23 protein-coding genes and 1 other annotated feature are annotated in these 25,341 nt (G+C 29.9%); of the genes, 3 read left to right on the forward strand and 20 right to left on the reverse strand.

The window, feature by feature from the left end:
* Positions 1 to 27 precede the first annotated feature (27 nt).
* From ABDZ93_RS02475 to ABDZ93_RS02570, 20 genes are all read right to left on the reverse strand, one after another.
* Entirely contained in the window at positions 28 to 654 is a 627-nt protein-coding gene (locus ABDZ93_RS02475) for a DUF3793 family protein (protein ID WP_343823315.1), read from the reverse strand.
* 13 nt (positions 655 to 667) lie between these two features.
* Positions 668 to 1,081, reverse strand: a complete 414-nt coding sequence (locus ABDZ93_RS02480; RefSeq protein WP_343823317.1) for a flavodoxin — start codon at positions 1,079 to 1,081, stop codon at positions 668 to 670.
* 246 nt (positions 1,082 to 1,327) lie between these two features.
* Complete coding sequence (gene pyrG, locus ABDZ93_RS02485; RefSeq protein WP_343823320.1) at positions 1,328 to 2,938, reverse strand: CTP synthase; 1,611 nt, start codon at positions 2,936 to 2,938, stop codon at positions 1,328 to 1,330.
* Between the two features lie 392 nt (positions 2,939 to 3,330).
* Entirely contained in the window at positions 3,331 to 4,338 is a 1,008-nt protein-coding gene (asnA, locus tag ABDZ93_RS02490) for an aspartate--ammonia ligase (protein WP_343824507.1), read from the reverse strand.
* A gap of 125 nt (positions 4,339 to 4,463) precedes the next feature.
* Positions 4,464 to 4,730, reverse strand: a binding site (T-box leader).
* A gap of 121 nt (positions 4,731 to 4,851) precedes the next feature.
* Positions 4,852 to 6,543, reverse strand: a complete 1,692-nt coding sequence (locus ABDZ93_RS02495) for a peptide ABC transporter substrate-binding protein (protein ID WP_343823322.1) — start codon at positions 6,541 to 6,543, stop codon at positions 4,852 to 4,854.
* A 34-nt stretch (positions 6,544 to 6,577) separates the two neighbouring features.
* On the reverse strand, positions 6,578 to 7,555 hold the full coding sequence (locus ABDZ93_RS02500) for an ABC transporter ATP-binding protein (protein ID WP_343823324.1): 978 nt from the start codon (positions 7,553 to 7,555) through the stop codon (positions 6,578 to 6,580).
* The gene (locus tag ABDZ93_RS02505) at positions 7,548 to 8,564 is read right to left on the reverse strand and encodes an ABC transporter ATP-binding protein (RefSeq protein ID WP_343823326.1); all 1,017 of its coding nucleotides are present in this window, start codon (positions 8,562 to 8,564) and stop codon (positions 7,548 to 7,550) included. The genes ABDZ93_RS02500 and ABDZ93_RS02505 overlap by 8 nt, the downstream gene beginning before the upstream one ends.
* An 11-nt stretch (positions 8,565 to 8,575) precedes the next feature.
* The gene (locus ABDZ93_RS02510) at positions 8,576 to 9,514 is read right to left on the reverse strand and encodes an ABC transporter permease (RefSeq protein ID WP_343823328.1); all 939 of its coding nucleotides are present in this window, start codon (positions 9,512 to 9,514) and stop codon (positions 8,576 to 8,578) included.
* Between the two features lie 11 nt (positions 9,515 to 9,525).
* Complete coding sequence (locus ABDZ93_RS02515) at positions 9,526 to 10,455, reverse strand: ABC transporter permease (RefSeq protein WP_343823330.1); 930 nt, start codon at positions 10,453 to 10,455, stop codon at positions 9,526 to 9,528.
* 317 nt (positions 10,456 to 10,772) lie between these two features.
* Entirely contained in the window at positions 10,773 to 12,017 is a 1,245-nt protein-coding gene (locus ABDZ93_RS02520) for a metal-dependent hydrolase family protein (protein WP_343823332.1), read from the reverse strand.
* 225 nt (positions 12,018 to 12,242) lie between these two features.
* Positions 12,243 to 13,109, reverse strand: a complete 867-nt coding sequence (locus ABDZ93_RS02525) for an SDR family oxidoreductase (protein ID WP_343823334.1) — start codon at positions 13,107 to 13,109, stop codon at positions 12,243 to 12,245.
* A gap of 69 nt (positions 13,110 to 13,178) precedes the next feature.
* Entirely contained in the window at positions 13,179 to 13,382 is a 204-nt protein-coding gene (locus ABDZ93_RS02530; protein WP_343823336.1) for a heavy-metal-associated domain-containing protein, read from the reverse strand.
* A gap of 164 nt (positions 13,383 to 13,546) precedes the next feature.
* Entirely contained in the window at positions 13,547 to 13,735 is a 189-nt protein-coding gene (locus ABDZ93_RS02535; RefSeq protein WP_343823339.1) for a DUF1858 domain-containing protein, read from the reverse strand.
* Positions 13,736 to 13,956: 221 nt separating this feature from the next.
* Positions 13,957 to 14,856: an arginase gene (rocF, locus tag ABDZ93_RS02540; RefSeq protein ID WP_343823341.1), complete on the reverse strand. Its 900-nt coding sequence runs from the start codon at positions 14,854 to 14,856 to the stop codon at positions 13,957 to 13,959.
* A gap of 451 nt (positions 14,857 to 15,307) precedes the next feature.
* Positions 15,308 to 15,592, reverse strand: a complete 285-nt coding sequence (locus ABDZ93_RS02545; protein WP_343823343.1) for a putative quinol monooxygenase — start codon at positions 15,590 to 15,592, stop codon at positions 15,308 to 15,310.
* Between the two features lie 221 nt (positions 15,593 to 15,813).
* Positions 15,814 to 16,749: a carbamate kinase gene (arcC, locus tag ABDZ93_RS02550; protein WP_343823345.1), complete on the reverse strand. Its 936-nt coding sequence runs from the start codon at positions 16,747 to 16,749 to the stop codon at positions 15,814 to 15,816.
* A gap of 149 nt (positions 16,750 to 16,898) precedes the next feature.
* Positions 16,899 to 17,894 (reverse strand): ornithine carbamoyltransferase, encoded by a 996-nt coding sequence (gene argF, locus ABDZ93_RS02555; RefSeq protein ID WP_343823347.1) that lies wholly within the window; start codon positions 17,892 to 17,894, stop codon positions 16,899 to 16,901.
* A 162-nt stretch (positions 17,895 to 18,056) separates the two neighbouring features.
* Positions 18,057 to 19,289, reverse strand: coding sequence for an arginine deiminase (gene arcA / locus ABDZ93_RS02560; protein ID WP_343823349.1), 1,233 nt, complete (start codon positions 19,287 to 19,289; stop codon positions 18,057 to 18,059).
* Between the two features lie 123 nt (positions 19,290 to 19,412).
* Positions 19,413 to 20,603 carry a MerR family transcriptional regulator gene (locus ABDZ93_RS02565; RefSeq protein ID WP_343823351.1) on the reverse strand — a complete coding sequence of 397 codons (1,191 nt, stop codon included), beginning with the start codon at positions 20,601 to 20,603 and terminating at the stop codon, positions 19,413 to 19,415.
* 262 nt (positions 20,604 to 20,865) lie between these two features.
* Positions 20,866 to 21,891 carry a threonine aldolase family protein gene (locus ABDZ93_RS02570; protein ID WP_343823353.1) on the reverse strand — a complete coding sequence of 342 codons (1,026 nt, stop codon included), beginning with the start codon at positions 21,889 to 21,891 and terminating at the stop codon, positions 20,866 to 20,868.
* 234 nt (positions 21,892 to 22,125) lie between these two features.
* On the opposite strand from ABDZ93_RS02570, the gene ABDZ93_RS02575 reads away from it, so the two are divergent.
* From ABDZ93_RS02575 to ABDZ93_RS02585, 3 genes are all read left to right on the forward strand, one after another.
* A complete protein-coding gene (locus tag ABDZ93_RS02575; protein ID WP_343823356.1) occupies positions 22,126 to 23,004 on the forward strand; it encodes a metallophosphoesterase in 879 nt (292 codons plus the stop codon).
* 193 nt (positions 23,005 to 23,197) lie between these two features.
* On the forward strand, positions 23,198 to 23,686 hold the full coding sequence (locus ABDZ93_RS02580) for a hypothetical protein (protein WP_343823358.1): 489 nt from the start codon (positions 23,198 to 23,200) through the stop codon (positions 23,684 to 23,686).
* Positions 23,687 to 23,816: 130 nt separating this feature from the next.
* The gene (locus ABDZ93_RS02585) at positions 23,817 to 25,280 is read left to right on the forward strand and encodes a UDP-N-acetylmuramoyl-L-alanyl-D-glutamate--2,6-diaminopimelate ligase (RefSeq protein WP_343823359.1); all 1,464 of its coding nucleotides are present in this window, start codon (positions 23,817 to 23,819) and stop codon (positions 25,278 to 25,280) included.
* Positions 25,281 to 25,341 lie beyond the last annotated feature (61 nt).

The following is a 25,341-nucleotide window of genomic DNA, read 5'->3' on the forward strand; positions in this document are numbered from 1 at the left end:
CTTAATTTAATCATTTTTAATTATCCTTTAACCATAAAAATTAAAATTATTTTCTATACTTTGCACCAAAGTACCACCTTCAATTCCTTTGGATATAGAATCTGCTGTATATTCCTTAACCTGATCATAATACTGAAAAATTCTTTTAGCTGAAATACAATCATTATATACTTTCCAATATCCACACAATAAGCACTTCTTGTCATTACAATTCATAAAATCTTTTACGTCATTAATTGGTATTCCTAAAAATATACCTAATTCATGCGGGCAATTATATTCTTTATATCTATTTGTTAACACATCTAAATATTCTACAATAGTTCCATTTTCCGAATAGCCTAGACTAACTAAAAACTCTTTATTACCTTCCTTACCTATATATTTTTCAAGTAAGTTCTGATTATAAATTAATACTACAATTGAATCATCAGATTCTCTTAATTCTATAAAGTCAAGACATATACTTTTAATAAATACTTTCCCCATTGAACACCAATTATTATATAAATCTCTATTATTTTTTTTAAAAGTAATAGTAGCAGCTGGTTTAACTTTTGCAATCACCAATGAAGTATTATAAATTAAAAAGTTTTTAATATATTCTTCACCATTCATAGATTCTAACTTATTATAAAATTCTAAACATGTCATTTTCATTACCTACCTATAAAAGTGTTATTTTTTTACCAAAATTTATACATTCATCTTCATCTTCTGGTTCGCCACAAATAATAAGGCAATCCTCTTTTATTTCACATCCATAAGAAAACATTCTATCTTCCCACTCTCTCATCCACTTTCCATCGCCCCAACCATAGGATCCAAATAAAACCACTTTCTTTTTAGATATTTTTGAAGATATTTCTTCAATAAAAGGTTCAAACTCAGATTCTTCTAGTACTTCATCTCCCATAGATGGGCATCCTAATATTATTACATCTTCATCATCAAAGATGTCACTATTAGCATTAGCAACATTGATTACTTCTGCATTTTTCCCACCTTCTCTGATTCCTTTAGCAATTAATTCTGCCATTTTCTCTGTATTACCTGTACCTGACCAATAAACTATTTTCATAATACATCCTCCTTAATTGAAAATTATTCTCAATTACATATTAAGATGTTTTTATATTATTGTCAATAGTTTTTGATAATTATTCTCAATTAATTTCAAACAATTGAGTAATACTTTTATTATGCTTGTTTATGCATGATTCTATACTTATTAAAACTCTTTAAAAAAGTAATAAAAAGCATTCTTCTATTGAACCACTATACAATTGACGTACATCAGTTCATATTAGAAAAAATGCTTTTTACATTATTTATATTTCTTATCTTTAATTGCAGCTTTTATAAATCCTTTAAATAAAGGATGTGGATTATTAGGTCTTGATTTTAATTCTGGATGAAATTGTACTGATACATACCATGGATGATTCTTTATCTCTACTATTTCTACTAACTTATTATCAGGACTTGTCCCTGTAATGCTCATACCTTTTTCAATTACTTCTTGTCTAAATCTATTATTAAATTCATATCTATGTCTATGTCTTTCATTTATTAATATTTCATCATATTCACCTGCCACTGTTGAGTTTATGTCTAGTTTACATGGATATAATCCTAATCTCATAGTACCACCTAAATTTTCAATTTCTTGCTGGTCTGGCATTAAATCTATTACTGGATATTTGGTATTTGGGTCAATCTCAGAACTATTAGCCCCTTCATATCCAAGTACATTTCTAGCAAACTCTATAACCGAACATTGCATGCCTAAACATATACCAAATAAAGGTTTTTTATTCTCTCTTGCCCATCTTATAGCTTCTATCTTTCCTTCTATTCCTCTATCTCCAAATCCCCCTGGCACTAATATCCCATTCACATCAGAAAAAATTTCACTCGATTTATCTCTTTCTATCTCTTCTGCATTTATCCACTTTATTTCTACTTGGCACTCATTAGCATATCCACCATGACTTAATGCCTCAACAACAGATATATATGCATCATGCAGTTCTACATATTTACCAACTAATGCAATTTTAACTTTCATGTTTAAATTTTTAATTTTACTAACCATTTTAATCCATTGAGAATTATCAATATCCATGCAACCTAGACTTAATCTTTCACATACTAATCTATCTAAGCCTTCCTTATGTAACATTAAAGGTACTTCATATAAGTGCTCTGCATCTAGATTTTGTATTACATTCTTACCTTCTAAATTACAGAATAATCCTATTTTTGCCTTTAATTCATCTGATATTTCCTTTTCGGATCTACAAACTATTATATCTGGTTGAATTCCTATACTTCTTAATTCCTTTACTGAATGTTGAGTTGGTTTTGTTTTTAACTCACCAGCCTTTCCTAGATAAGGTACTAAAGTCACATGTATAAAACATACATTTTCTTTACCTACTTCATATTGAATTTGTCTTATAGCCTCTAAAAATGGTAAGGATTCAATATCTCCTACAGTACCACCAATTTCAGTTATAACCACATCTACTGCCTTTTCTTTTGTGACCCTACATATTCTTTCTTTTATCTCATTAGTTATATGTGGTATTACTTGAACAGTTCCACCTAAATATTCTCCTCTTCTTTCTTTAGCTATAACCGACCAATAAATTTTACCAGTAGTAACATTGCTACTTTTGCTTAAATTTTCATCAATAAATCTTTCATAATGTCCTAAATCTAAATCAGTTTCAGCACCATCATCAGTAACAAATACTTCACCATGTTGATACGGACTCATAGTTCCTGGATCTACATTTAGGTATGGATCAAACTTCTGTATTGTAACCTTTAGTCCCCTATTTTTCAAAAGTCTACCTAGAGATGCTGCCGTAATGCCTTTTCCTAAGGATGAAACCACTCCACCTGTTACAAAAATATACTTACTACTCATATTATCTTCTCCAATACAATTTTTTTAAATTTTATTAATTTACTATTGACTTTTAATCTATACATTTGTATAATAAGAATTACCCTATAAATATTATGGGGTAGTCTGTACTTTTAACATAGAATTTATATTACCACACTTCCATCTCTATGGCTAGTGTTTTTTGTCATTTTATATATTTAACTTAATAATTTAAAAAATTATAGATTATTGTTAGAATAAATTTAATTAATTTACATATAAATAAGTGAGGCTATCTTAGAATAATAAAAAACATTCTAAGATAGCCTCACTTTAAACTATTTTTTAAATTAATATGAACTCAAATAATTAAATTTATTACAATTTATCGACTCATCACATAAAATCAAATATACAAATTCATTTATGAATTAAAGTAAACTTATATTATTTTTTTTGCAAATTTTTACATTTTTTTCATCCCATGTAGTAGCTTGAACTTCCCCAATATGAGCTTTGTTTAAAAAGAACATACATATTCTCGATTGACCTATTCCCCCTCCAATTGTATATGGAAGTTCTCCTGCTAGTAATCTCTTATGAAAATCTAAACTTCTTCTGTTATCATTACCTGATACTGTTAATTGATAATCAAGGGCTTCTTCATCCACTCTTATTCCCATTGATGAAAGTTCTACAGCTCTATCTAACAAAGGATACCAAAATAATATATCTCCATTTAAATTCCAATCATCATAGTCCGGACTCCTTCCATCATGTTTTTCTCCTGATTTTAGCACTCCACCTATTTTCATTATAAATACAGCACCAAACTCCTTACATATTTTATCTTCTCTCTCCTTAGCGGTAAGATTTGGATACCGGTCTTCTAAATCCTGTGTAGTTATAAAATGTATTTCTTTCGGTAAAGAATTTTCTACCTTCATTAAATTTGTATCAACAAATTCTTGAGTTTTCTTAAACACCTCATAGATTTTTCTCACAACATCTTTTAAGTATTCTTCATTTCTGTCTTCTTTTTTTATTACCTTTTCCCAATCCCATTGGTCTACATAAACAGAATGTAAGTTGTCTAACTCTTCATCTCTTCTTATAGCATTCATATCTGTATACAAGCCATCTCCAACCTGAAAATCATATCTATGAAGACTCATTCTTTTCCATTTTGCTAAGGAATGTACTATTTCAACATTTTCTCCTGTTGCCAGCAAGTCAAATACTACCGGTCTCTCAACCCCGTTTAAATTATCATTTAATCCACTTTGAGAGTCCACAAATAATGGAGCTGAAACTCTTGTCAAACTAAGGATCTCTGATAAAGACTTTTCAAAAAAATCTTTTATTTTCTTTATGTGTACTTCTGTTTCTATTAATGTGGCATTTGATTTATATCCTTTCGGAATAACAATTCCCTCTATTTTCATTACAAGTCCTCCTTAGATTTTACGTTTAAAGTTAAAGTATTGATAAAGTTTTATGGGCCCTTACTTCATCTTTTTTTATTTATATATAATAAAAAAACTCTCATCCCTATATAAAAATATAATAGGACGAGAGTACTACTCACGTGTTACCACCTTAATTCATTATTATTTTACAATAACAATCTCTTCAAGTACGTCAATTAATATAAATTGAGTATACTCTAGCACTATATCGGGTGCAGATCCGGTGCTGCCTACTAGTTGTTATCTTTCGGAGCACTGCTCAGAGATGTTATTCAAATCAACTTACTCTTCCACCTCTCAGCTTATGGTGGAACTCTCTGTAAAGATACATTAATTTTACTTCTTCTCTTCAACGCTTTATTCATTTTATTATTTTTTAAATAATATCATAATAAATTTAATTTGTAAAGCACTTTTAAAATGCTATCCCAAAATTTCTTTTGAGATAGCACTTTTATTTTTAAGTGATTTCTTTTTATAGAGCTACTCTACATAAGCATCTCTAAATTCCATTTGTCCTAATGGTGATTTATAAGTTCCCTTAACATTTTTGTCTATACATAATACATTTGTATAATAGTATAATGGTATAACTGGTGATTCATCCATTAAAATATCTTCTGCTTTGTGTAGTAGTTCTGTTCTCTTGGTGTCATCTAATTCTACTTTAGCTTCAGCTATTAACTTATCATATTCTTTATTTGAGTATCCTGAATTATTTTGTCCATTACCTGTTGTCCACATATCTAAGAATGTCATAGGATCATTATAATCTGCTATCCATCCATGTCTAGCCATAGAATACTGAAAATTAGTTCTTGTGTCTTGGAATACTGCCCATTCTTCATTCTTCAATTCTACATTAATTCCAAGGTTTGTCTTCCACATATCTTGTACTGCTTGAGCTATATTTTGATGACCTTGATCTGTATTAAAAGTAAATGTTATTGTTGGTGCTCCTTCTCCATTTGGATATCCAGCTTCTGCTAACAACTTCTTAGCTTCTTCAATATCCGTACCTTTTGATGAAGAATCTTTTTTGAACTCTTTTCCTGCTGAATCAAGAATACCTGCTGGAACATAGCTATTTGCTGGTGTTTGACCACCTTGAGCCACTTTATCAACAATTAGTTGTTTATCTATAGCTAGTGATAAAGCTTTTCTGAACTTAGGCTTACTCAATGCTTCAGCTGCTTTAGGATCTACTTCCTTAGCTTTATCTGATACATTTATTACATAGAAGTAAGTTCCTAAATAAGGATATATTTTAGCTGTTCCTTCATCTAGTAATGTAGGAATTTCAGCTTGAGGTGGTGATTCTATTATGTCAACTTCTCCACTCTTAAAGGCATTTAAATAAGTTATTTGGTCATCTATTAATCTTACTTCTAATGTCTCAAGTTTCACATTTTCAGCATCCCAATAATTTTCATTTTTCACAAATGTAATACTTTCTTTTTCTTTCCATTCAGACATTTTAAATGGTCCATTAGATATATATGTGTCTGGTTTCAATGTCCACTTCTCTTCATTTCCTTCTATAACATCTTCTCTAACTGGGAAATAAGTTGGAAAAGCTGCTAATGATAAGAAATATGGAACTGGAGCCTCAAGAGTTACCTCTAAAGTTTTATCATCTATAGCTTTTACTCCTACATCATCTGCTGTTGCAACTTTATCTCCTATTTTTTCTTTATTATAGTAAGCTGCTCCATTTTTTATATAGAAAAGTTGATATGCATATTCCGCAGCTACTTCAGGATTCAATGCTCTTTTCCATGCATATACAAAATCTCCAGCTACTACCGGTTTCCCGTCTGACCATTTAGCATTCTCTCTCAAATGGAAAGTATATACAGTTCCATCATCAGATACTTCATATTTTTCAGCAGTTCCTGGTACTATTTTAGAATTTTCATCTTCTCTCATTAATCCTTCAAAAGCATTGTGAATTATTGTTGATCCATCTACTGCTGAATTGAGTTGTGGATCAATAGTTTTTGGATCTGCACCTAGGTTATATACTATTTTTTGTTCTACTGTTTCTTCTACCACTGGTGTATTTCCATCACCAGGTTTTTCTCCTTCATTTCCTTTAGTCTTAGTACATCCTAAAAGCAATGTACCTGTCATTATTGCAGTCATTATTAGTGCCATTATTCTAGTTTTCTTCATTCATTAACCTCCTTATTAAATTAATTAATATATTTTAAAATAAATGACAAGCTACGCAATGGCCAGGAGATACTTCCTTTAAAACTGGCTCCTCTTCTCCACAGATTGGTTTTGCATATTTACATCTAGATTTAAATCTACATCCTGGAGGAGGATCAATTGGAGATGGAATATCTCCCTCTAAAATTATTCTTTGTCTTCTTTTAGCTTCATCCGGATCAGGAATTGGAATTGCAGATAGTAATGCATTAGTATATGGATGGATTGGTTTACTATATACCTCATTACTCTCTGCTATTTCAACTAATTTTCCTAAGTACATTATCCCAACTCTATTGGATATGTGCTTAACCATAGATAAATCATGAGCTATAAACAAGTAAGTTAATCCAAAGTCATTTTGTAAATCTTCAATCATATTAATTATCTGAGCTTGTATAGACACATCTAGCGCAGAAATAGGCTCATCACAAACAATAAATTCCGGATTAACAGCAAGAGCTCTTGCTATTCCAATTCTTTGTCGTTGCCCACCAGAAAATTCATGAGGATAACGATTCATGTGATTCTGATCAAGTCCTACCTTATCTAGAAAATACTTTACTTTTTCTTCCCTTTCTTTCCCCTTGCATATTTTATAAATATCTAAAGGCTCACCAACGATATCTCCAACAGTTAATCTTGGATTAAGAGAAGCATAAGGGTCTTGGAATATCATCTGCATTTTCTTTCTATAAGGCAACATCTTCTTAGTATTTAACTTTCCAATCTCTTCATTATCATAAAATATCTCTCCTGCTGTAAGATTATATAACTTTAATAATGTTCTGCCTAAAGTTGTTTTTCCACAGCCTGATTCTCCTACTAATCCTAAAGTTTCACCTTTTTTTATATGAAGAGATACACCATCAACAGCCTTCAATATCCCTTTGTCTTTCTTTAAAATTGATTTTTTAGTATGAAAATACTTACATAGATTTTTCACCTCTATTAAATTTTCTGTATTACTCATCTTCCTTCCTCCTCTTTATTGGAGTTTCAACCTTTGGTGCCCTCTTGTCATTTAGCCAACATGCAGATTGATGTCCCTGTGATATTTCATAGTATCTAGGTTTATGCTCTTTACATACTTCCATAGAATATTTACATCTAGCATAAAATGGACATCCCTTTGGAGGTTTAAACAAATCTGGTGGTTGGCCATCTATAGGTCTTAGTCTCTCTCTTACCAAAGTATTAGGATTAGGAACACTTTCCATAAGACCCCAGGTATATGGATGTTTAGAATTATAAAATATATCTTGTACAGTTCCTTGTTCTATAATAAGTCCTCCATACATTACATTCACATTATCACAAATATCTGCAACTACTCCTAAATCATGTGTAATAAGAATTATGGATGTGTTTAATTTTTGTTTTATGTCCTTCATTATTTCTAAAATTTGCGCTTGTATTGTAACATCTAGTGCAGTAGTGGGCTCATCAGCTATCAATAGCTTTGGATTGCAAGTTAGTGCCATAGCAATCATTACCCTTTGCCTCATTCCACCAGAAAACTCATGTGGATATTGTTTCATTCTGCTTTCTGGACTTGGTATACCAACTAGATGTAATAATTCTACAGCTTTTTTATAAGCTTCTTCTTTAGTCATCTTCTTATGGATTCTAAGCGGCTCCATAATTTGATTTCCTATAGTCATAAGTGGGTTCAAAGAAGTCATAGGATCTTGGAAAATCATAGATATTTCATTTCCTCTAATCTTAGACATATCTTCTTCACTGATAGATACTATATCCTTATCTTCAAATCTTACTTTTCCGTCTTTTACTTTACCATTATCATCTAAAAGTCTCATGATAGACATCATTGTTACACTTTTGCCACTACCTGATTCTCCAACTATACCCATAACTTCACCATGTTCTAGATTAAACGAAACTCCTCCTACAGCTTGCACTTCTCCAAATTGAGTATAGAAAGATGTTTTTAAATTATTTACTTCTAACAAATTATTCATCCTTCCACCCCCTACTTCTTAACCTTTGGATCTAGAGCATCTCTGAGCCCATCACCAAGCATATTAAATGAAAAAATCGTTATACATATAGCCAACGTTGGAAATAAAAGCTGATAAGGATATAACCTTAATGTAGATAAAGCGTCATTAGCTAAAGTTCCCCATGATGCAAGTGGTGGAACTAATCCTAATCCAATAAAACTTAAGAAAGCTTCTGAAAATATCGCAGTTGGAATTTGTAGTGTAAGAGTTACTATAATTGGTCCTAAACAATTTGGAATTAGATGCTTAAATAATATTCTCTTACCTTGAGCTCCTAAAGTTTTAGCTGCTAAAATAAATTCTTGTTGTTTTAGTTGTAGTATTTCAGCTCTAACAATTCTAGCCATTCCTATCCAATAAGAAATAGCCAAGGCTACAATAATATTGAATAATCCACCCTTTTCTAGAATAACCATCAATAGTATTACGTATATAGTCATAGGTATAGAAGATATTATATCTACAATTCTCATCATAATATTATCTACCCATCCACCTACAAGTCCAGCAATTCCACCATATATTATACCTATAAATAAATTTAATATAGATGCCACAAAACCAATTATTAAAGAATATCTAGCACCATACATAACTCTTACAAACAAATCTCTTCCTAGTGAATCTGTTCCAAACCAATGCTCTGCAGATGGTCCCTGATTAGTAAGCATTAAGTTATTTGTTGTATAATCGTGTTTAGAAAACCAAGGAATAAATATAGCTCCTAGAGTTATAAGAATAACAAATATAAGCCCTACTATCGCTAGCTTATTTTTTTTAAGCTTTCTCCACGAGTCCTTCCAATAAGATACACTTGGTCGATTTATAGTATCTTTTTGTTTACTACCTTCATCTACAAAGACAAAATCCTTATCTAAAATTTTATTAATTTCTTCATTAAATTCCATAACATCACCTCCTAGGCTTCAACATTTTCTAATTTAATTCTTGGATCTATAATTACATACATAATGTCCACAATTAAATTACATAGTATTAGAAGTGTACTATAGAATATAGTTACTCCAAGTATAGTTGTGTAATCTCTGTTTGTTATTGTAGTTACAAACTCTCTTCCCAGTCCTGGTATAGCAAATATCTTTTCTACTACAAAACTACCTGTTAATATACCTGCAATCAATGGACCTACATAGGTTACTATAGGAATTAATGTATTTCTAAGAGCATGCTTAAACATTATTCTTCTACCGTTAACTCCCTTTGCCTTTGCAGTTCTAATATAGTCTGATTTTAAAACTTCTAATAGCTTTGATCTGGCAAGTCTAGATATAAATGCTATAGAATATCCCGCTAGAGCTATTGATGGTAAGATATAGCTCTTCCAACTATCTAGACCTGTTATAGGTACTAAGCTTAGTTTAACTCCAAATATATACATTAATAACGTTGCTATAACAAAGCTCGGCAGTGTAACTCCCAGTGTAGCAAGTACCATACATATAGTATCTGGCCACTTATTATATTTAAGAGCTGCAACTATTCCTAGAAGTATCCCGAAAGCTAAGGAAATTACCACAGCTACTCCACCAAGTTTCGCAGATGCTGGGAAAGAATAACCTATTATTTCTTGTACTTCTCTTCCTTTGTATTTCATACTTGGTCCTAGATCACCTTTAAGTAAGTCCTTTAAATACATTGAATATTGCTCACCTAAAGATTTATCTAATCCATATTTTGCTTCTAGACTAGCCTTTATTTCTGGTGGTAATGGTTTTTCACCATCAAAAGGTCCCCCAGGCATTAATCTCATTAAAAAAAATGTAGCAGTAATAACTATAAATATAGTTACTACACTTATACCTAGCCTTTTTAGAATGTACTTAATCAAATTCTCACCCCCCATTTTTTATATGATATATATATATTGATTTATTCTCTCAATATTCCATTAATTTTTATTTAATACATTACTTTTCAATGATAAACTAATAACAACCTTCATATATATCTATATTTGACTATTTTCTAATGTGTTAACTTGCTTTATTTATCAGTGTAACTATGTAATTATATTATTCAAAAAAACAAAAGTGCCTTAAAATTTTTAGAAATCTTCTCAAGATATTTAATCTCATTTCTATAAAGAAATGCTACCTAAACATCAATTTAAGACCTAATGCATTTTAAGACAACTCTTTTACAATATTAATTTATACTTTTCTTTACAAAGGCACCTTCCTTCATAATCACCTGCATGTTACCACTTCTTATATCATGAATATCCTTTAATGGGTTTCCATTCAATACAATAATATCAGCAAACTTTCCTAACTCTAAAGTACCTGTTATATCATCAATTCTTAACATTTCTGCTCCATTTTTTGTAGCTGCTAAAATTACCTCCATGTTGGTAAGTCCAGCTTTACAAAGAGTATACATCTCAGTGATTGCATATTCCCCATAAGGAGTTAAGCTACTACAGAAGGAATCTGAACCTACTGTTATTCTTATTCCCTTCTTATTGGCGTTTCGTAGATTACTTATTATACGGTTTAGCTCCTTTTCAGCCACTGTATCTCCCTCGTAATCATCTAAAATTTTTCTATAAGGAGGCTCGTACACCGTAAACCACTGATAGAAAAATTGTAGGGTTGGACAAAAGCTTATATTCTTTTCCTTCATTATTTCTAAGCACTCTTCATTTAATTCCTGACCATGGATTATAGCAGAAACTCCAGCCTTACATGAATTTAAAGCCCCTTCATATCCTTCTGCATGAGACCAAACTGGTAAGCCAACCATGTTGCATTCATCTACTACCGCTTGTATCTCCTCCATACAATAATGAGAAGCCGCTTTAGCATCATGTCTCCATATTCCTCCTCCTGTAGACCATATTTTTATGGCATCAGGATTTTCACGAATTCTTTTTCTTATAGCTTTACGTAGGTCCCATGGTCCATCCACTCGTTCTGCCCATGGATGTGAATTCTCATTATATCCCAGTGGTAATTTATGCGAATCCCCATGACCTGAAGTTCTGCAAAAACCTAATCCTGTTGCAACTATACGTGGTCCAGATATTATTCCTTCTTCGATCATATTTCTAAGATGAATTCCAGAGCGTGAAATTTCCCCCACCGATGTTAGTCCATGCTCCAAAGCTTCTCTAGCTTGTGCAACAGCTACTATTGTCTTTTGTATCACAGGCTCTAATACCCATTCTGTATCACTATCTGTTCTATTTCCACTAAAATGCAAATGAGAATCTATAAGTCCTGGCATAATAGTTTTTCCTGATATATCTATAACTTCACAATTCTCTTCTATGTCTTTCATAACTCCAGCATAAGTAATTTTCTTATTTTTAACAATGACTAAGGAATTTTCTATAGGCTCACCGCCTGTCCCATTTATTAAAAGCCCATGTATAAAAGCTATGCTTTTCATATTTTACCCCCTAAATTATACATATTATTAGTTTTTACTATGGATTTACTTTAACATATACCAATAGCTTACCTCAACTCATTATTATACCATATATGTAAAATTAAACAGGATTAATTTTATACTTTTTATAATTTATCTCATATCTAATAAAAATGAGCAGACAATAATTATATTATCTACTCATAGTATAAACTAACCAAATTGATTTAATTATAAAAGCTATTAACTAGTTATAAATTGACCACCATTTATGTGAATAGTTTCTCCAGTTATAAATGAAGCTCCATCGCCAGCTAAGAATACATAGCTCTCTGCAATTTCAACAGGTTGCCCAGCTCTCTTAAATAAAGTATTACTGCCAAAGGTAGATACTTTGTTTGCATCAAAGGATGATGGTATAAGCGGAGTCCATACTGGACCTGGTGCCACTGCATTTACTCTTATACCTTTAGTTGCTAATGATTTTGCTAAACTTCTAGTTAAAGCCGTCAAAGCTCCTTTAGTACAAGAATAATCTATTAAAGTTTCATTACCCTCATAAGCTGTTATAGAAGTAGTATATATTATAGAGTCTCCCTTCTTCATATGAAAAAGCACTTCCTTTGTTAAATAAAATGCTCCAAAGAAGTTTGTATCAAAGGTTTTATGTAACTGTTCACTAGTTATTTCATTAATTTGTTGACATTCATGCTGTTCTGCTGAATTCGATACAAATATATTTATAACTCCATACTTTTCTATCACTTTTTTTATAGCGTCTTTACAGAAAGCTTCATTACCAATATCTCCAGATATAAGTAAACACTCTCCACCTCTTTCTTCAATAAGTATTTTAGTTTCATTAGCATCTTCATGTTCATTTAAATAAATTATACATACCTTTGCCCCTTCTTTTGCATATAGTATAGAAACAGCCCTACCTATACCACTATCTCCTCCTGTAATTAAGGCTATTTTGCCCTTTAATCTGTTTGAAGTTTTGTGATAATCTTCTATTTCATAGATAGGTTTTGGTTCCATTTCACTTTCAATGCCTGGCTGTATATTTTGATGTTGAGGCTTAAACCCAATTGGAAAATTATAGTCCATCTTAACACTCCTTATCTATATAAAAAGTAATAGCTTAATTTTTATTATCGCTTTCTTTATCTTTAGTTTTTACTTTACCGTATACCCTGTATGGCAAATACAATCTTTAATTTCTTCTGGAGTTGCTGGACTATTATAATTTACTTCTACTGTACCTCTTCCTATATCAACACAAACCTGTTGTACACCTTCAATTTTGTCTAAAGAATTATTTAACTTAGTTCTACTTTCTGAATTTACTAATCCTGAAACATTGTAATGTACTGATTTCATTTTAATTTACCTCCAATTATTAGTTTTATAATATATTATCTTTTAAAAGAGCAATTTTTATTCATATGATTACTGATTCTAAATTATCCATTTTTTATTTTCTTAAACTAATATATAAAAAAAGACGCTACATATGTAGCATCTTTAAAGCTCCTATTTTATTCCTAAATAGTTTGAAGCTTACTTAATAACTCATCTATTCTTAATCCATGAACCATACACGCTTCTTCAAGAGTTTCTGCTTGTGCTGAAGGACACCCAACACACCCCATCCCAAAACTCATTAAAACTTCTGCTGCTTTCTCATTTTGTCTTATTACTTCTCCAATAGTCATTTCTTTTGTTACTTGCATAACTATTACCTCCATTTTAATTTTGATATAAACAGAGTTCTTAGCTTCAGAGGGAGCTTTTCTCCCACTGAAGCGTAGAAATCATTATCCAAGGACATAGCAACTCTTTACTCCCACTTTGAAGAAGATGGAAGTATTAGAGCTGATAGTCATCGGATAAACATATATCATTAAACATATTATACTCCATTTCTCAGATTCTAATTATTTAATTTTTATATCTATATTAATTCTCCTATTTTCTTTATTAATGTCATACAACTTTTTAAAGTAGTATCAGTATCATCCAAATATGGATTAAATTCTACAAAGTCCATCGATTTAACCAATCTAGTATTAAATATGCTGGTTAATAACTTCTCTGCATCATTTATATTAAATCCATTTGGAACTGGAGTTCCTGTACCCTTTATTAATTTGGGATCTACAGAATCTATATCAAAGCTAATATGAATATTTTTTATTCCTCGTGCTTTTAAAACCTCTAAAAGTTCCACACACACTTGATCTACACCTATCTCTTTTACTTTATCCATAGTCCAAACAGTTAAATCTATATCTTTAATTAATTGAAGTTCACCTTCATCTAAATCTCTTGCCCCTATTATAAATACATTTTCCTTTTTAACTTTTATACCTTTAAAATATAAATCTGTTAAAGATTCATCTCCAAATCCCATGGATGCAGCTAATGGCATACCATGAACATTTCCTGTGGGACTTGTTTCAAAGGTATTTATATCACCATGGGCATCAATCCATATTACAGCTATATCCCCATGGAAATATTTACTTGATCCTGCAACACTTCCCATAGCTAAAGCATGATCTCCACCTAAAGTTATAGGAAAACCTCCACTACATAGGGAACTATAAACCGAATTAGCTAAATTCTCAGTTACTTCTAAAATTTCATTGATGTATTTTGCATTTACTCCGGCTTCAAACGGTTGCTTATCCTTTGTATTATCAACATAAATATTACCTAAATCATATACCTTATTTTTATGATTTTCTAATAATTCTTTAATTCCATTTTCTCTTAATTCATCTGGTCCATTTTCTACCCCTACTCTATCACATCCATAATAAAGAGGTACTCCAATTAAGTTAATATCCATATAATTCCCCTCCGTTAAAATGCCACTTATGTTATATTAGCATTCAGTTAAATTTTACTTTCAAATCCCTATTTCTATTATGTATCTATCTAATATAACCTAGAAATTTATCAGCAATTAATACTTTATTCCAAAACTAATAAAATTACAATAGAAAACTAATATTTATTTTATTGAATATATATATTTTTATATAATAATAGTTACATTATTCACTATTTTACTGGATAATTATATGGTTATCTTTAAGGTTTTATAATATATGTAATAAACTTCATTTTATTTCAAGGTATATTTTATGAAATTTCTTTTTTAATATAATTTTACATATAATCCATTTTATATTTTGACAATGTGTATTTTTATACATTAATTAAAAAAGGATTAAGGAGGATTTTATTAAATACTAATAAAGCCTATTTCAAGGATAATATTGAAATAGGCTTTCTAACTATATTTTTTTATAAAGAGTTATTTCTGTTTCTCCCTCTTGGAATTTAGCAAGTTCTGGTACGAGAGCAGTAAAATGTCTTGTATTGTTATGTGAATTTATCGCTTCTTCATTTTTCCAAACCTCAATAAATGCAACTACATTACTATTATTCAACTCCTCGTATAGATTATACTCTATACATCCAGTTTCTTTCCTACTTTCTTCTATAAGCTTATTAGCTAAGTTTTTAAATTCTTCTTTTTTATCTTCCTTTATAGTTTTTTTTGCTACAATAGTAATCATATTAATACACCTCCATGATTAATTATTTTAGTTAATACTCACCGAAATTTCTCCACTATTAGCTTTCATCTTCACAGAATAGAAAAATATTAGTTAGTTATACATAATATAAAATAATTTTATCATCTTTACTAAAATTTATATATAAAAATGAGGACTTAAAACATCATTCATAGCTGTTATAAATCCTCCTACTCTAGTTTAATCTAGAGAAAATATTACTATTTTGTTATTATAGTTCCTGTATTACCATGTAATGCTTCTTTAGCTCTTTCTAGAGAAGTTATTAATGCTTTACCATTATTACTGAATTTAACATAGTCCATACATGCTTCTACTTTAGGTAACATTGAACCCTTAGCAAAGTGGCCTTCTTGTATATATTTACCTGCATCTTCTAAATTAATTTCTGATAGTTCTTTTTGATTTGACTTATTAAAGTTTATACAAACTCTATCAACAGCTGTTAAAATAACCAGCATTTCTGCATCTAGATCTTTTGCAAGTTTAGCGCTTGATTTATCTTTATCTATAACTGCTGCAACACCTCTAAGAGATCCATCTGATTCCTCTACTACAGGAATACCACCACCTCCAACAGTAATAACTATAGTTCCTTGTTCAACTAATTGTTTAACTGTTTCAAGCTCTACAATTTTTTGTGGCTGTGGAGATGCAACTACTCTTCTATATCCTCTACCTGCATCCTCTACAAAGGTAAACCCTTTCTCCGCAGCTATTTTTTCAGCTTCTTCCTTGCTATAGAACATTCCTACTGGTTTACTTAAGTTTTTAAAAGCTTCATCATTTTCATTAACTACAACCTGAGTAACTACAGTAGCAACATTTTTTCTAATTCCTCTAGATAAAAGCTCTGTTCTAATGGATTGCTGTAAGTGATATCCAATGTACCCTTGACTCATGGCACCGCATTCTGCAAAAGGCATTAATGGAGTATTTGCTCCATTATTTGCTGCAAATTCCATAGCTAAGTTTATCATCCCTACCTGTGGACCATTCCCATGACCAACAATTACATTATAACCTTCTTCTACTAAGTCAACGATGGTTTTTGCTGTATGTTTAACTAACTCTAATTGTTCTTCAGCTGTTTTTCCTAAGGCGTTTCCCCCTAAAGCTATTACTAGTTCCTTCATTTAATTCACCTCATATATAATTTAAATATAAAATATGTTGAGAATATTATATTTTTATCTATGGCTTAAATATAATATCTTATTGTTTAGTTAATTAAATAATAGGTTAAACCCCTTCCTTTCTCAATTATAAGAAAGGGGTTTAATTATTATAGCCCTATAGTTGCAGCCATAACTGCTTTAATTGTATGCATTCTATTTTCAGCTTCATCAAATACTACAGATTGTTTTGATTCAAATACTTCGTCAGTAACCTCCATTTCAGTCATTCCAAATTTTTCTCCCATTTCTTTTCCTACTACAGTTTTTAAATCATGGAATGCTGGTAAACAGTGCATAAATATAGCTTCTGGATTGGCATTTTCCATAGCTGCTCTATTTACTTGATATGGTCTTAACTCTTTTATTCTTGCTTCCCAAACTTCATCTGGTTCCCCCATAGATACCCAAACATCAGTATAGATAACATCTGCATTTTTAGTTCCAGCCATAACATCTTCGGTTAATGTTATAGTGCATCCATTTTCCTTAGCAATTGCTTTACAAGTTTCAACTAGCTCTTCAGCTGGGAATAATTCCTTAGGTGCACAAGCTGTAAAGTTTAATCCCATTTTTGCACAAGCAACCATTAAAGAGTTACCCATATTATTTCTAGCATCACCCATATATACAAAGTTAATTCCTTTTAATCTTCCAAACTTCTCCTCTATAGTCAATAAGTCTGCAAGCATTTGAGTTGGATGGAACTCAGTTGTTAATCCATTCCAAACTGGAACTCCTGCGTAAGCTGCTAATTCTTCAACTATTTCTTGGTCAAAACCTCTATATTCTATACCATCATACATTCTACCTAATACTCTAGCTGTATCCGCAATAGATTCTTTTTTACCCATTTGAGAACCTGTAGGTCCTAAATAAGTTACGCCCATACCTAAATCCATAGCTCCTACTTCAAAGGAACATCTTGTTCTAGTAGAATCCTTAGCAAATAGTATTGCAACATTCTTTCCCTCTAAATTTTTATGAGGTACTCCGGCTCTCTTTAAATTTTTGAAGTTCTTAGATAAGTCTAATAAATATCTAATTTCTTCTGGTGTAAAATCCAGTAATTTCAAAAATGAACGTCCTCTTAAATTAATTGCCATTGTTATACTCCCCCTGATATGTTATATTTTTTTGTATAGTTTTATTTTATTCTCCTTTAGTATTTAGTTATTGAATACTTAAAGAAGTTTTTTTATTTTGTGAATATATTTTAATTTTTGTAAATTTATAATATTGAATAAATTTTAGTTGTATTTATATCTTTAAGATTCACGAATTAAAGGCATAGACATACATCTTGGACCCCCACGACCCCTTGACAATTCTGATGATGGTATAACATGAGTTTTTATTCCATATTCCTCTAATATCTTATTAGTTACATAGTTCCTTGAATATACAATAACTTCACCAGGTCTTATACACAAAGTGTTAGAACCATCATTCCATTGCTCTCTTTGTGAAATTACATAATCGCCCCCACCACATCTAATTAACTTCACATCACATTCTAAATATTTCGACAATATCTCTTGCAATGTCATATTTTCCTTGGTAAGCTTCACTTTTCCATTTTCCCCTTTAGTTAATTCAAATATCTCAAGAGGTCCTTCTATTTGTGGATGAATAGTAAACTTATCATGGTCAACCTGAGTAAATACTGTATCTAAGTGCATATATGCTCTAGTTTTTGGTATTTTAAATGCTAATACAGTTTCAATTTTACTATCTGGTGTTTCAAAGAATATTCTCTCTGATATTTTCTCAATAGCCTGTGGCGCTGTTCTTAGAGATATTCCTATAGCAAGAACCTTTTCAGATATATTAAGAATATCTCCACCTTCTATATGATACTCAAAATCTCTGTTGTATAACCTATTAGTTCCCTTAAAATCAGGATGATATTTAAATATAAAGTGTGCATATATAGTTTCTCTATTTCTCGTTTCAGAATACATCCTATTTAAACTTATAGCGTTTCCTATGGATGCAAAAGGATCTCTTGTAAAATAAAGATTTGGCATTGGATCTGTAATAAAAGGATATGCTTCATTTACATAATCCTCTAAATGCTTTACCTTTGCTTCTTTCAATTCTGACTTGCTAATTCCAGCCATAGTCTTTCTAATTAGCTCTTCATTGCAATTAAAGCTACTCAAATAGTTATATAATTCTTCTTGAACTTGGTCACTTTCTACCTTTGCTTCTTTTATAAACATTTTAATAAATTCATCTTTAACATCTGGTTCTTCCATTACTTTTGCTGCTAATTCATGTAAATATACAACTTCTACTCCATTGTTTCTCAAAACCTGTGCAAAGGCATCATGTTCTTCCTGTGCTACTTTTAAATAAGGAATATCATCAAATAATAACCTCTCCAGATATTCCGGTGTTAAGTTCTCAATTTCAGCACCAGGCCTATGCAACAAGACTTTTTTTAACGGTTTAATTTCGCTTGTAACACTTATTCCCATAACTCTTTCCTTTCTCATGTAATATTTTGTTAATTAAAATTACTTTTTTAAAACTAACAATTTTTTATTTATAATATCAATATCCCATAACCTAAGTAATAAATTATGTAATATTGTTTTACACAAGTAAAAGTTTACATCTCATATATTTTTAGCCTTAAATAAACCTAAACTATTGGTTATATAAATTTCTCCATTATTATCAATAGTTTTTCTAATATAACCTTCAAATTCTTTTTTCTTGGAATCAATAATATCTAATATATTTCCAGGTATAGAATATATATATTCTAATATATTATTGGTATCATTAACTATAAGTTTATCATAATACAAAACTTTCTCTACTTTATTAAAATATCTATTAAGTATTTTTTCTCCATTCTCTAACCCAAATTTAGAAGATAACTTATCTTCATATATACGTATACTACTACTAAAGCTTAGCATTAACTCTTGTAACTCTTTTAAATGATTACTTCCAATAGTAGAACAATACACTACACCATTAGGTTTAACAACTCTACTAATTTCAGCCAAAGCTAAATCTATATCTTTCATAAAGAATAATATATGATTAGCAATTACTACATCAAAACTATTGTCATCAAAAGGTAATGAAGTTAAATCAGTTATTATAAAATTAAACCTCTTGGAATCATTTCCTAAATTTAACTTTGCTTCATTTATCATTTCTTCACATATCTCTGTTAGAGTAACTTCTATACTTTTATGTAGATTGTCCATATTTTTAGTCCATAAAACTCCATTACCACAACCTACTTCTAAAACCTTATCCTTATTTTTGATTTTTATATTATCAAATACCCATGGATACCACCCGTATCTGTTTGTCGAGAATCTATCCATTAGCTTCACACCTTCGTTTAAATTAGATGCATCTCTGCTACGTTGTAATAATTCTTTTTCACTCTCCAGAGATTTTATTACATCAATAGCCTCTTCCCATTTCATATTAGAGTTCTCATTTATACTAAATTCAGCAGTTTCTATAGCATTTAATACTACCTTCATATTATTCATCTTGTTTTTAATAATACTTTTCTGAAGTTTCAGAGAATTCATAATATCTTCTTTCTTATAATCACACTTTTCTGTGCTTATAATTTCATCTAAGGATAATCCCAAGTACTTTAATGCTAAGATCTTTTTTAATTTTATGAAATCTTCATCGGAATAATATCTATATCCTAGGTCATTTGTATATGATGGCTTAAGAATTCCTTTGCTATCATAATATCTAATAGTTCTAATGGTAACTCCTGCTTTCTTTGCAAATTCCCCTGTGGTATAAAATTCATTACTATTCATATTTATCCCTCCAAAGCAATCGTATACCTTACCCTATACTAATATAATAGAAGGTTACGTAAGGTAACTGTCAATACCTTTTTATGAATTTTATTACATTTTTACAACATACTAAGTGTTACATGTAATAATTGTATCATAATTTTCCATAATATTCTTACTTTTTTATAAAATTTGAAATTTACGATTTAATACTTATATTGTTATATAATAAAAAAGATAGAATTAACTAGTTAACTCTAGTTTTCTATCTTTTTATACATTAATTATATAATTTCACATCAGCTATAAACTCTAATACTTTTTCATTTTCTGTTGTCCAAGATGTAACAAGACGAATAGCCGAATTCTCTTTATCGATTTTTTCCCAAGTTATAAATAAGTATTTTTTCTCAAGTTCTTTAATTAAATTATTAGGTAGTATAGGAAATACTTGATTGCTAGATGAATTAATCATAAAGCTGTAACCAGCATCTTCTATACCCTTTTTTAGAATCTCTGCCATATTATTAGCATGAGTTGCTAAATCAAAGTATAGGTTATCTTTAAATAATTCTTCAAATTGAATTCCTAGTAACCTTCCTTTTGCAAGTAGAGCACCCTTTTGTTTAATATGGTATCTGAAATCCTTTTTTAAAGCATCTCTACATATTATAAGAGCCTCTCCCATTAAAGCTCCCCCCTTGGTTCCACCTATATAAAAGGCATCTACTAATTGAGATAATTCATAGATTTTCATATTATTTTCTTTAGAACATAGCGCAGACCCTAATCGTGCACCATCAAGATATAGATATAAATCATGTTTTTTACATACCTGACTTAACTCTTCTACCTCTTCTCTTTTATATATCGTTCCTATTTCTGTAGAGTTTGAAATATATACAAGTTTTGGTTTTACCATATGTTCATCAGTATGCTCTTCTATCACAGTTTCTATATTTTTTCTTGTTAATTTTCCATCTTCTACATCTACAGAAATAACCTTATGTCCCGTAGCTTCAATAGCTCCAGTTTCATGAACTAACACGTGACTAGTATTTGCTGCAATAACGGCTTCATGAGGTCTTAAAAAGGCTGATAGAGAAGTAAGATTAGTTTGCGTTCCTCCTACTAAAAGATGAACATCTACATCTTCTCTCCTTATTTTCTCCTTAATTAACTTAATAGCCTTTGCTGTAAATATGTCTTCTCCGTAACCTTCACTCTGCTTCATATTACACTTGATTAATGCCTCTAATATTCTTGAATGTGCTCCTTCACTATAGTCATTTTTAAAACTATACATAATATTACCTCCATTTTTTCATATTCTATCACTTCATCATTCAAATATCAATAAATGCTAAATAGAATCATGAAAGGTTATCATAGTGTTTTTTACATTTATTACTTATGTGTTAACTATTATGTATTTATCTTTAGTAATGAAATATATTTGTGTATACTATGAATATACTATTTTAGAAATTACTATTTTATATAATAGTATATGCTATTAATTAATATTAGGATGTGTATTATGATTTATAGAAACATAATGAATATAAAAAATTTAATAATTATAATAATTTTACTGATAGTCATTATAATTTTCTGCTATTGGCAAAATAATGACATAGCTGTAACAAATATAAAACATGTAAACTCAAAAATACCTAGGGGTTTTGATGGATATAAAATACTTCAAATTTCTGATTTACATAATAAAGAATTTGGAGCTAATCAAAAAAATCTTATATCCCTAACTAAAGAAATTAGTCCAAATATAATTGTAATTACTGGTGATTTAATTGATAGTCGAAGGACAGATAAAGATAATATAAATATAGCTATTTCCTATATTAAATCAGCTATAAATATAGCTCCTGTATACTATGTATCTGGAAATCATGAATCAAGATCAGATTTATATGATGAATTAAAAATCATCTTTGAAGAATATGGAGTTATAAATATGGACAACACTCATAAAAACATAAAGTTAAACGGTGATACTATTTCTATTCTCGGACTAGCAGACATATGCTTTAATCCCATAGATAGTTCCAAATACCCTAACTCTCCTTTAGGCTTTGATGAAATTTTAGGTAACCTAAAAGCTGAAAGTAAAAACAATTTTACTATCCTACTTTCTCATAGACCTGAACTAATTACCTTTTATGCTAAAGAAAATATAGATTTAGTATTTTCCGGACATGCCCATGGTGGACAAATTCGCCTTCCTTTTTTAGGTGGAATTATAGCTCCAGATCAAGGCTTTTTCCCCAAATATACTAATGGAATTCATAAATTAACCTCTACATCCTTAGTAGTTAGTAGAGGTCTTGGTAATAGTCTCGCTCCTCAAAGAATATTTAATCGTCCTGAATTAGTAGTTGTAACTTTATCAAATGAATAAATTGATAAGATACTATTCCCTCAGTTGCAAACCTTAATTGTAAATCTAAATGCAACCCTCCTTATGTCATATACGCCAACAAATATTTATTGATATACAGTAAATATTTGTTGTAATATTTTAACACCTATGGTAATCTTAGATTGTAAACTTTTATTTGTCTAAGATTTTTATTTATAGGAGGAAATAAAAAATGTTGAAAAAATTTAATGCTAAAGTTCCAAAAAACTACAAAGGATCATTATATCCATTGATTATCACTTCCTTAATAGTAATTCTTTATTTATCTGTAAGCATTATTATAAAACCTCTAAACTTGTGTTTTAGAGGTTGGATTGATATGATTGCAAGTATTTGTTTATACCTAATCGGAATTAGTCTAATAATTTTTTTCGCTACAGCTTTATGCAATTTATGTAAACGTAAATTTTTAAAAAACCTTACCTTTACTTTAGCTACTTTACTTATACTAATATTTAGCTTTTTTAGTTTTATTATATTTGCATTTACTTATAGTCCTGAACATACTATTACCAAAAATAATAAAAAAGTAATAGCAAAAGTTCATATGGGCCTTCTTCACTCTTTTACTGAATTTTATGAACCAGCAACCATATTTTTTAAACGTCCATCTAATATTCAGCATGAAGAATTCAAAGGTAGCTATGATCCCTACAAATAAATCATTTTATACTAACTCATTATTTCATAAGCACTTTTTGCAATATTTTAAGCAATTTAAACACTATTTATAGTAAATCTACTCCGTATAATAAGAATAAATGAGTTTATTTAGTTACGGAGGAATAATAATGAAATTATATAAATTGCTTAATCAAATAAGTTATACCTTAATAAATGGATATGTGGATTTAAACATTGATCATATAAGTTATGATTCTAGAGAGATAAAGCCAAACTCTTTATTTATATGTATAAATGGCAATAACGCAGATGGTCATAATTTTATAGATGAAGCTGTTAAAAATGGTGCTATAGCTATCTTAGTTGAAAAGGATATTGCTTATTTAAATAAATCTATAGTTATCATAAAAGTTAAAGATACTAGAATTTCTTTAGCTAGTATATGTACTTTATTTTATAATGAACCTTCAAAAGAGATAAAACTTGTAGGAGTAACAGGAACAAATGGGAAAACTACAGTTACACATTATATCAAGGATGTATTAGAATCTTATGGGAAAACTGTAGGCGTCATCGGTACCTTAGGCTTTGAACTCACCAAACATAAAGTAAATATTATTAAAACAACTCCAACTACTCCTGAAGCTTTAGAACTTCAGAAAGCCTTTAGAGAATTTAAAGATAATAATGCTAATAGTATTATTATGGAAGTTACTTCTTCTGCTCTGGCAAAACATAGAGTAGATTTTTGTGATTTTGATATAGGAATCTTTACTAACCTATCTCAAGATCACTTAGATGAACATGGCACCATGGAAGCCTATAAAAGAGAAAAAATGAAGTTATTTCATAAATGCAAATTAGGAATTGTTAATATAGATGATAATATTTCAAAAGAAATAATAAAAGAAGCCACATGTAAAATACTAACTTACGGAATAGAAAATCCAGCTGATATTCAAGCTACTAATGTAATATACAGAAAGAATTCTGTTAGCTTTAAAGTCAATTTCAAAAAAACTTGCAACGAAGTTAATATAAAAATTCCCGGTAAATTTACTATATACAACGTTTTAGCTACAATAGCTGCTTGCTATTCTATGGATATGAGCATTGAGAATATCATAAAACTACTCCCTAATATTAACCCTGTTCCTGGTAGAATTGAATTGGTAGAAAACAACTTAAATAAAAATGTTATAGTAGATTATGCTCATACTCCAGATGCTTTAGAGAAACTCCTCATTATGGCAAGAGAAATAACCTGTGGGCGAATTATCACTATCTTTGGTTGTGGTGGAGATAGGGATATCACTAAGCGTGGGATTATGGGTAAAATAGCTGGCTCCTTATCAGATTATTGTATAATTACTTCTGATAATCCTAGAACTGAAAATCCAAGACTAATCATTGATGACATAGAATTAGGAATACTATCTACAATAACTCCTTATGAAAAAATCATTAATAGAAAAAATGCCATAGAAAGAGGATTAAAAATACTAAAAGATGATGATTTACTTATAATCGCTGGAAAAGGTCATGAAGACTATCAGATTATAGGTAAGAGAAAATTTTATCTTGATGATAGAGAAGTTGTTAAAAATGCTATTAAAAACTTTTTTAAATAAGAAATATATTATTTATTAGTGACTTATGGATAAATTTCCTTAAGTCATTATTTTTATAAAA

Origin of the sequence: Clostridium subterminale (assembly GCF_039521425.1) — a bacterium.
In the GTDB taxonomy this organism is placed as follows: domain Bacteria; phylum Bacillota; class Clostridia; order Clostridiales; family Clostridiaceae; genus Clostridium_J; species Clostridium_J subterminale.

Coding starts and splice junctions, on each gene's coding strand:
- ABDZ93_RS02475 (WP_343823315.1), bottom strand. CDS start 654: ATGACATGTTTAGAATTTTATAATAAGTTAGAATCTATGAATGGTGAA.
- ABDZ93_RS02480 (WP_343823317.1), bottom strand. CDS start 1,081: ATGAAAATAGTTTATTGGTCAGGTACAGGTAATACAGAGAAAATGGCA.
- pyrG (WP_343823320.1), bottom strand. CDS start 2,938: ATGAGTAGTAAGTATATTTTTGTAACAGGTGGAGTGGTTTCATCCTTA.
- ABDZ93_RS02495 (WP_343823322.1), bottom strand. CDS start 6,543: ATGAAGAAAACTAGAATAATGGCACTAATAATGACTGCAATAATGACA.
- ABDZ93_RS02500 (WP_343823324.1), bottom strand. CDS start 7,555: ATGAGTAATACAGAAAATTTAATAGAGGTGAAAAATCTATGTAAGTAT.
- ABDZ93_RS02505 (WP_343823326.1), bottom strand. CDS start 8,564: ATGAATAATTTGTTAGAAGTAAATAATTTAAAAACATCTTTCTATACT.
- ABDZ93_RS02510 (WP_343823328.1), bottom strand. CDS start 9,514: ATGGAATTTAATGAAGAAATTAATAAAATTTTAGATAAGGATTTTGTC.
- ABDZ93_RS02520 (WP_343823332.1), bottom strand. CDS start 12,017: ATGAAAAGCATAGCTTTTATACATGGGCTTTTAATAAATGGGACAGGC.
- ABDZ93_RS02525 (WP_343823334.1), bottom strand. CDS start 13,109: ATGGACTATAATTTTCCAATTGGGTTTAAGCCTCAACATCAAAATATA.
- ABDZ93_RS02530 (WP_343823336.1), bottom strand. CDS start 13,382: ATGAAATCAGTACATTACAATGTTTCAGGATTAGTAAATTCAGAAAGT.
- ABDZ93_RS02535 (WP_343823339.1), bottom strand. CDS start 13,735: ATGCAAGTAACAAAAGAAATGACTATTGGAGAAGTAATAAGACAAAAT.
- rocF (WP_343823341.1), bottom strand. CDS start 14,856: ATGGATATTAACTTAATTGGAGTACCTCTTTATTATGGATGTGATAGA.
- ABDZ93_RS02545 (WP_343823343.1), bottom strand. CDS start 15,592: ATGATTACTATTGTAGCAAAAAAAACTATAAAGGAAGATAAAAAAGAA.
- arcC (WP_343823345.1), bottom strand. CDS start 16,749: ATGAAGGAACTAGTAATAGCTTTAGGGGGAAACGCCTTAGGAAAAACA.
- argF (WP_343823347.1), bottom strand. CDS start 17,894: ATGGCAATTAATTTAAGAGGACGTTCATTTTTGAAATTACTGGATTTT.
- arcA (WP_343823349.1), bottom strand. CDS start 19,289: ATGAGAAAGGAAAGAGTTATGGGAATAAGTGTTACAAGCGAAATTAAA.
- ABDZ93_RS02565 (WP_343823351.1), bottom strand. CDS start 20,603: ATGAATAGTAATGAATTTTATACCACAGGGGAATTTGCAAAGAAAGCA.
- ABDZ93_RS02570 (WP_343823353.1), bottom strand. CDS start 21,891: ATGTATAGTTTTAAAAATGACTATAGTGAAGGAGCACATTCAAGAATA.
- ABDZ93_RS02575 (WP_343823356.1), top strand. CDS start 22,126: ATGATTTATAGAAACATAATGAATATAAAAAATTTAATAATTATAATA.
- ABDZ93_RS02580 (WP_343823358.1), top strand. CDS start 23,198: ATGTTGAAAAAATTTAATGCTAAAGTTCCAAAAAACTACAAAGGATCA.
- ABDZ93_RS02585 (WP_343823359.1), top strand. CDS start 23,817: ATGAAATTATATAAATTGCTTAATCAAATAAGTTATACCTTAATAAAT.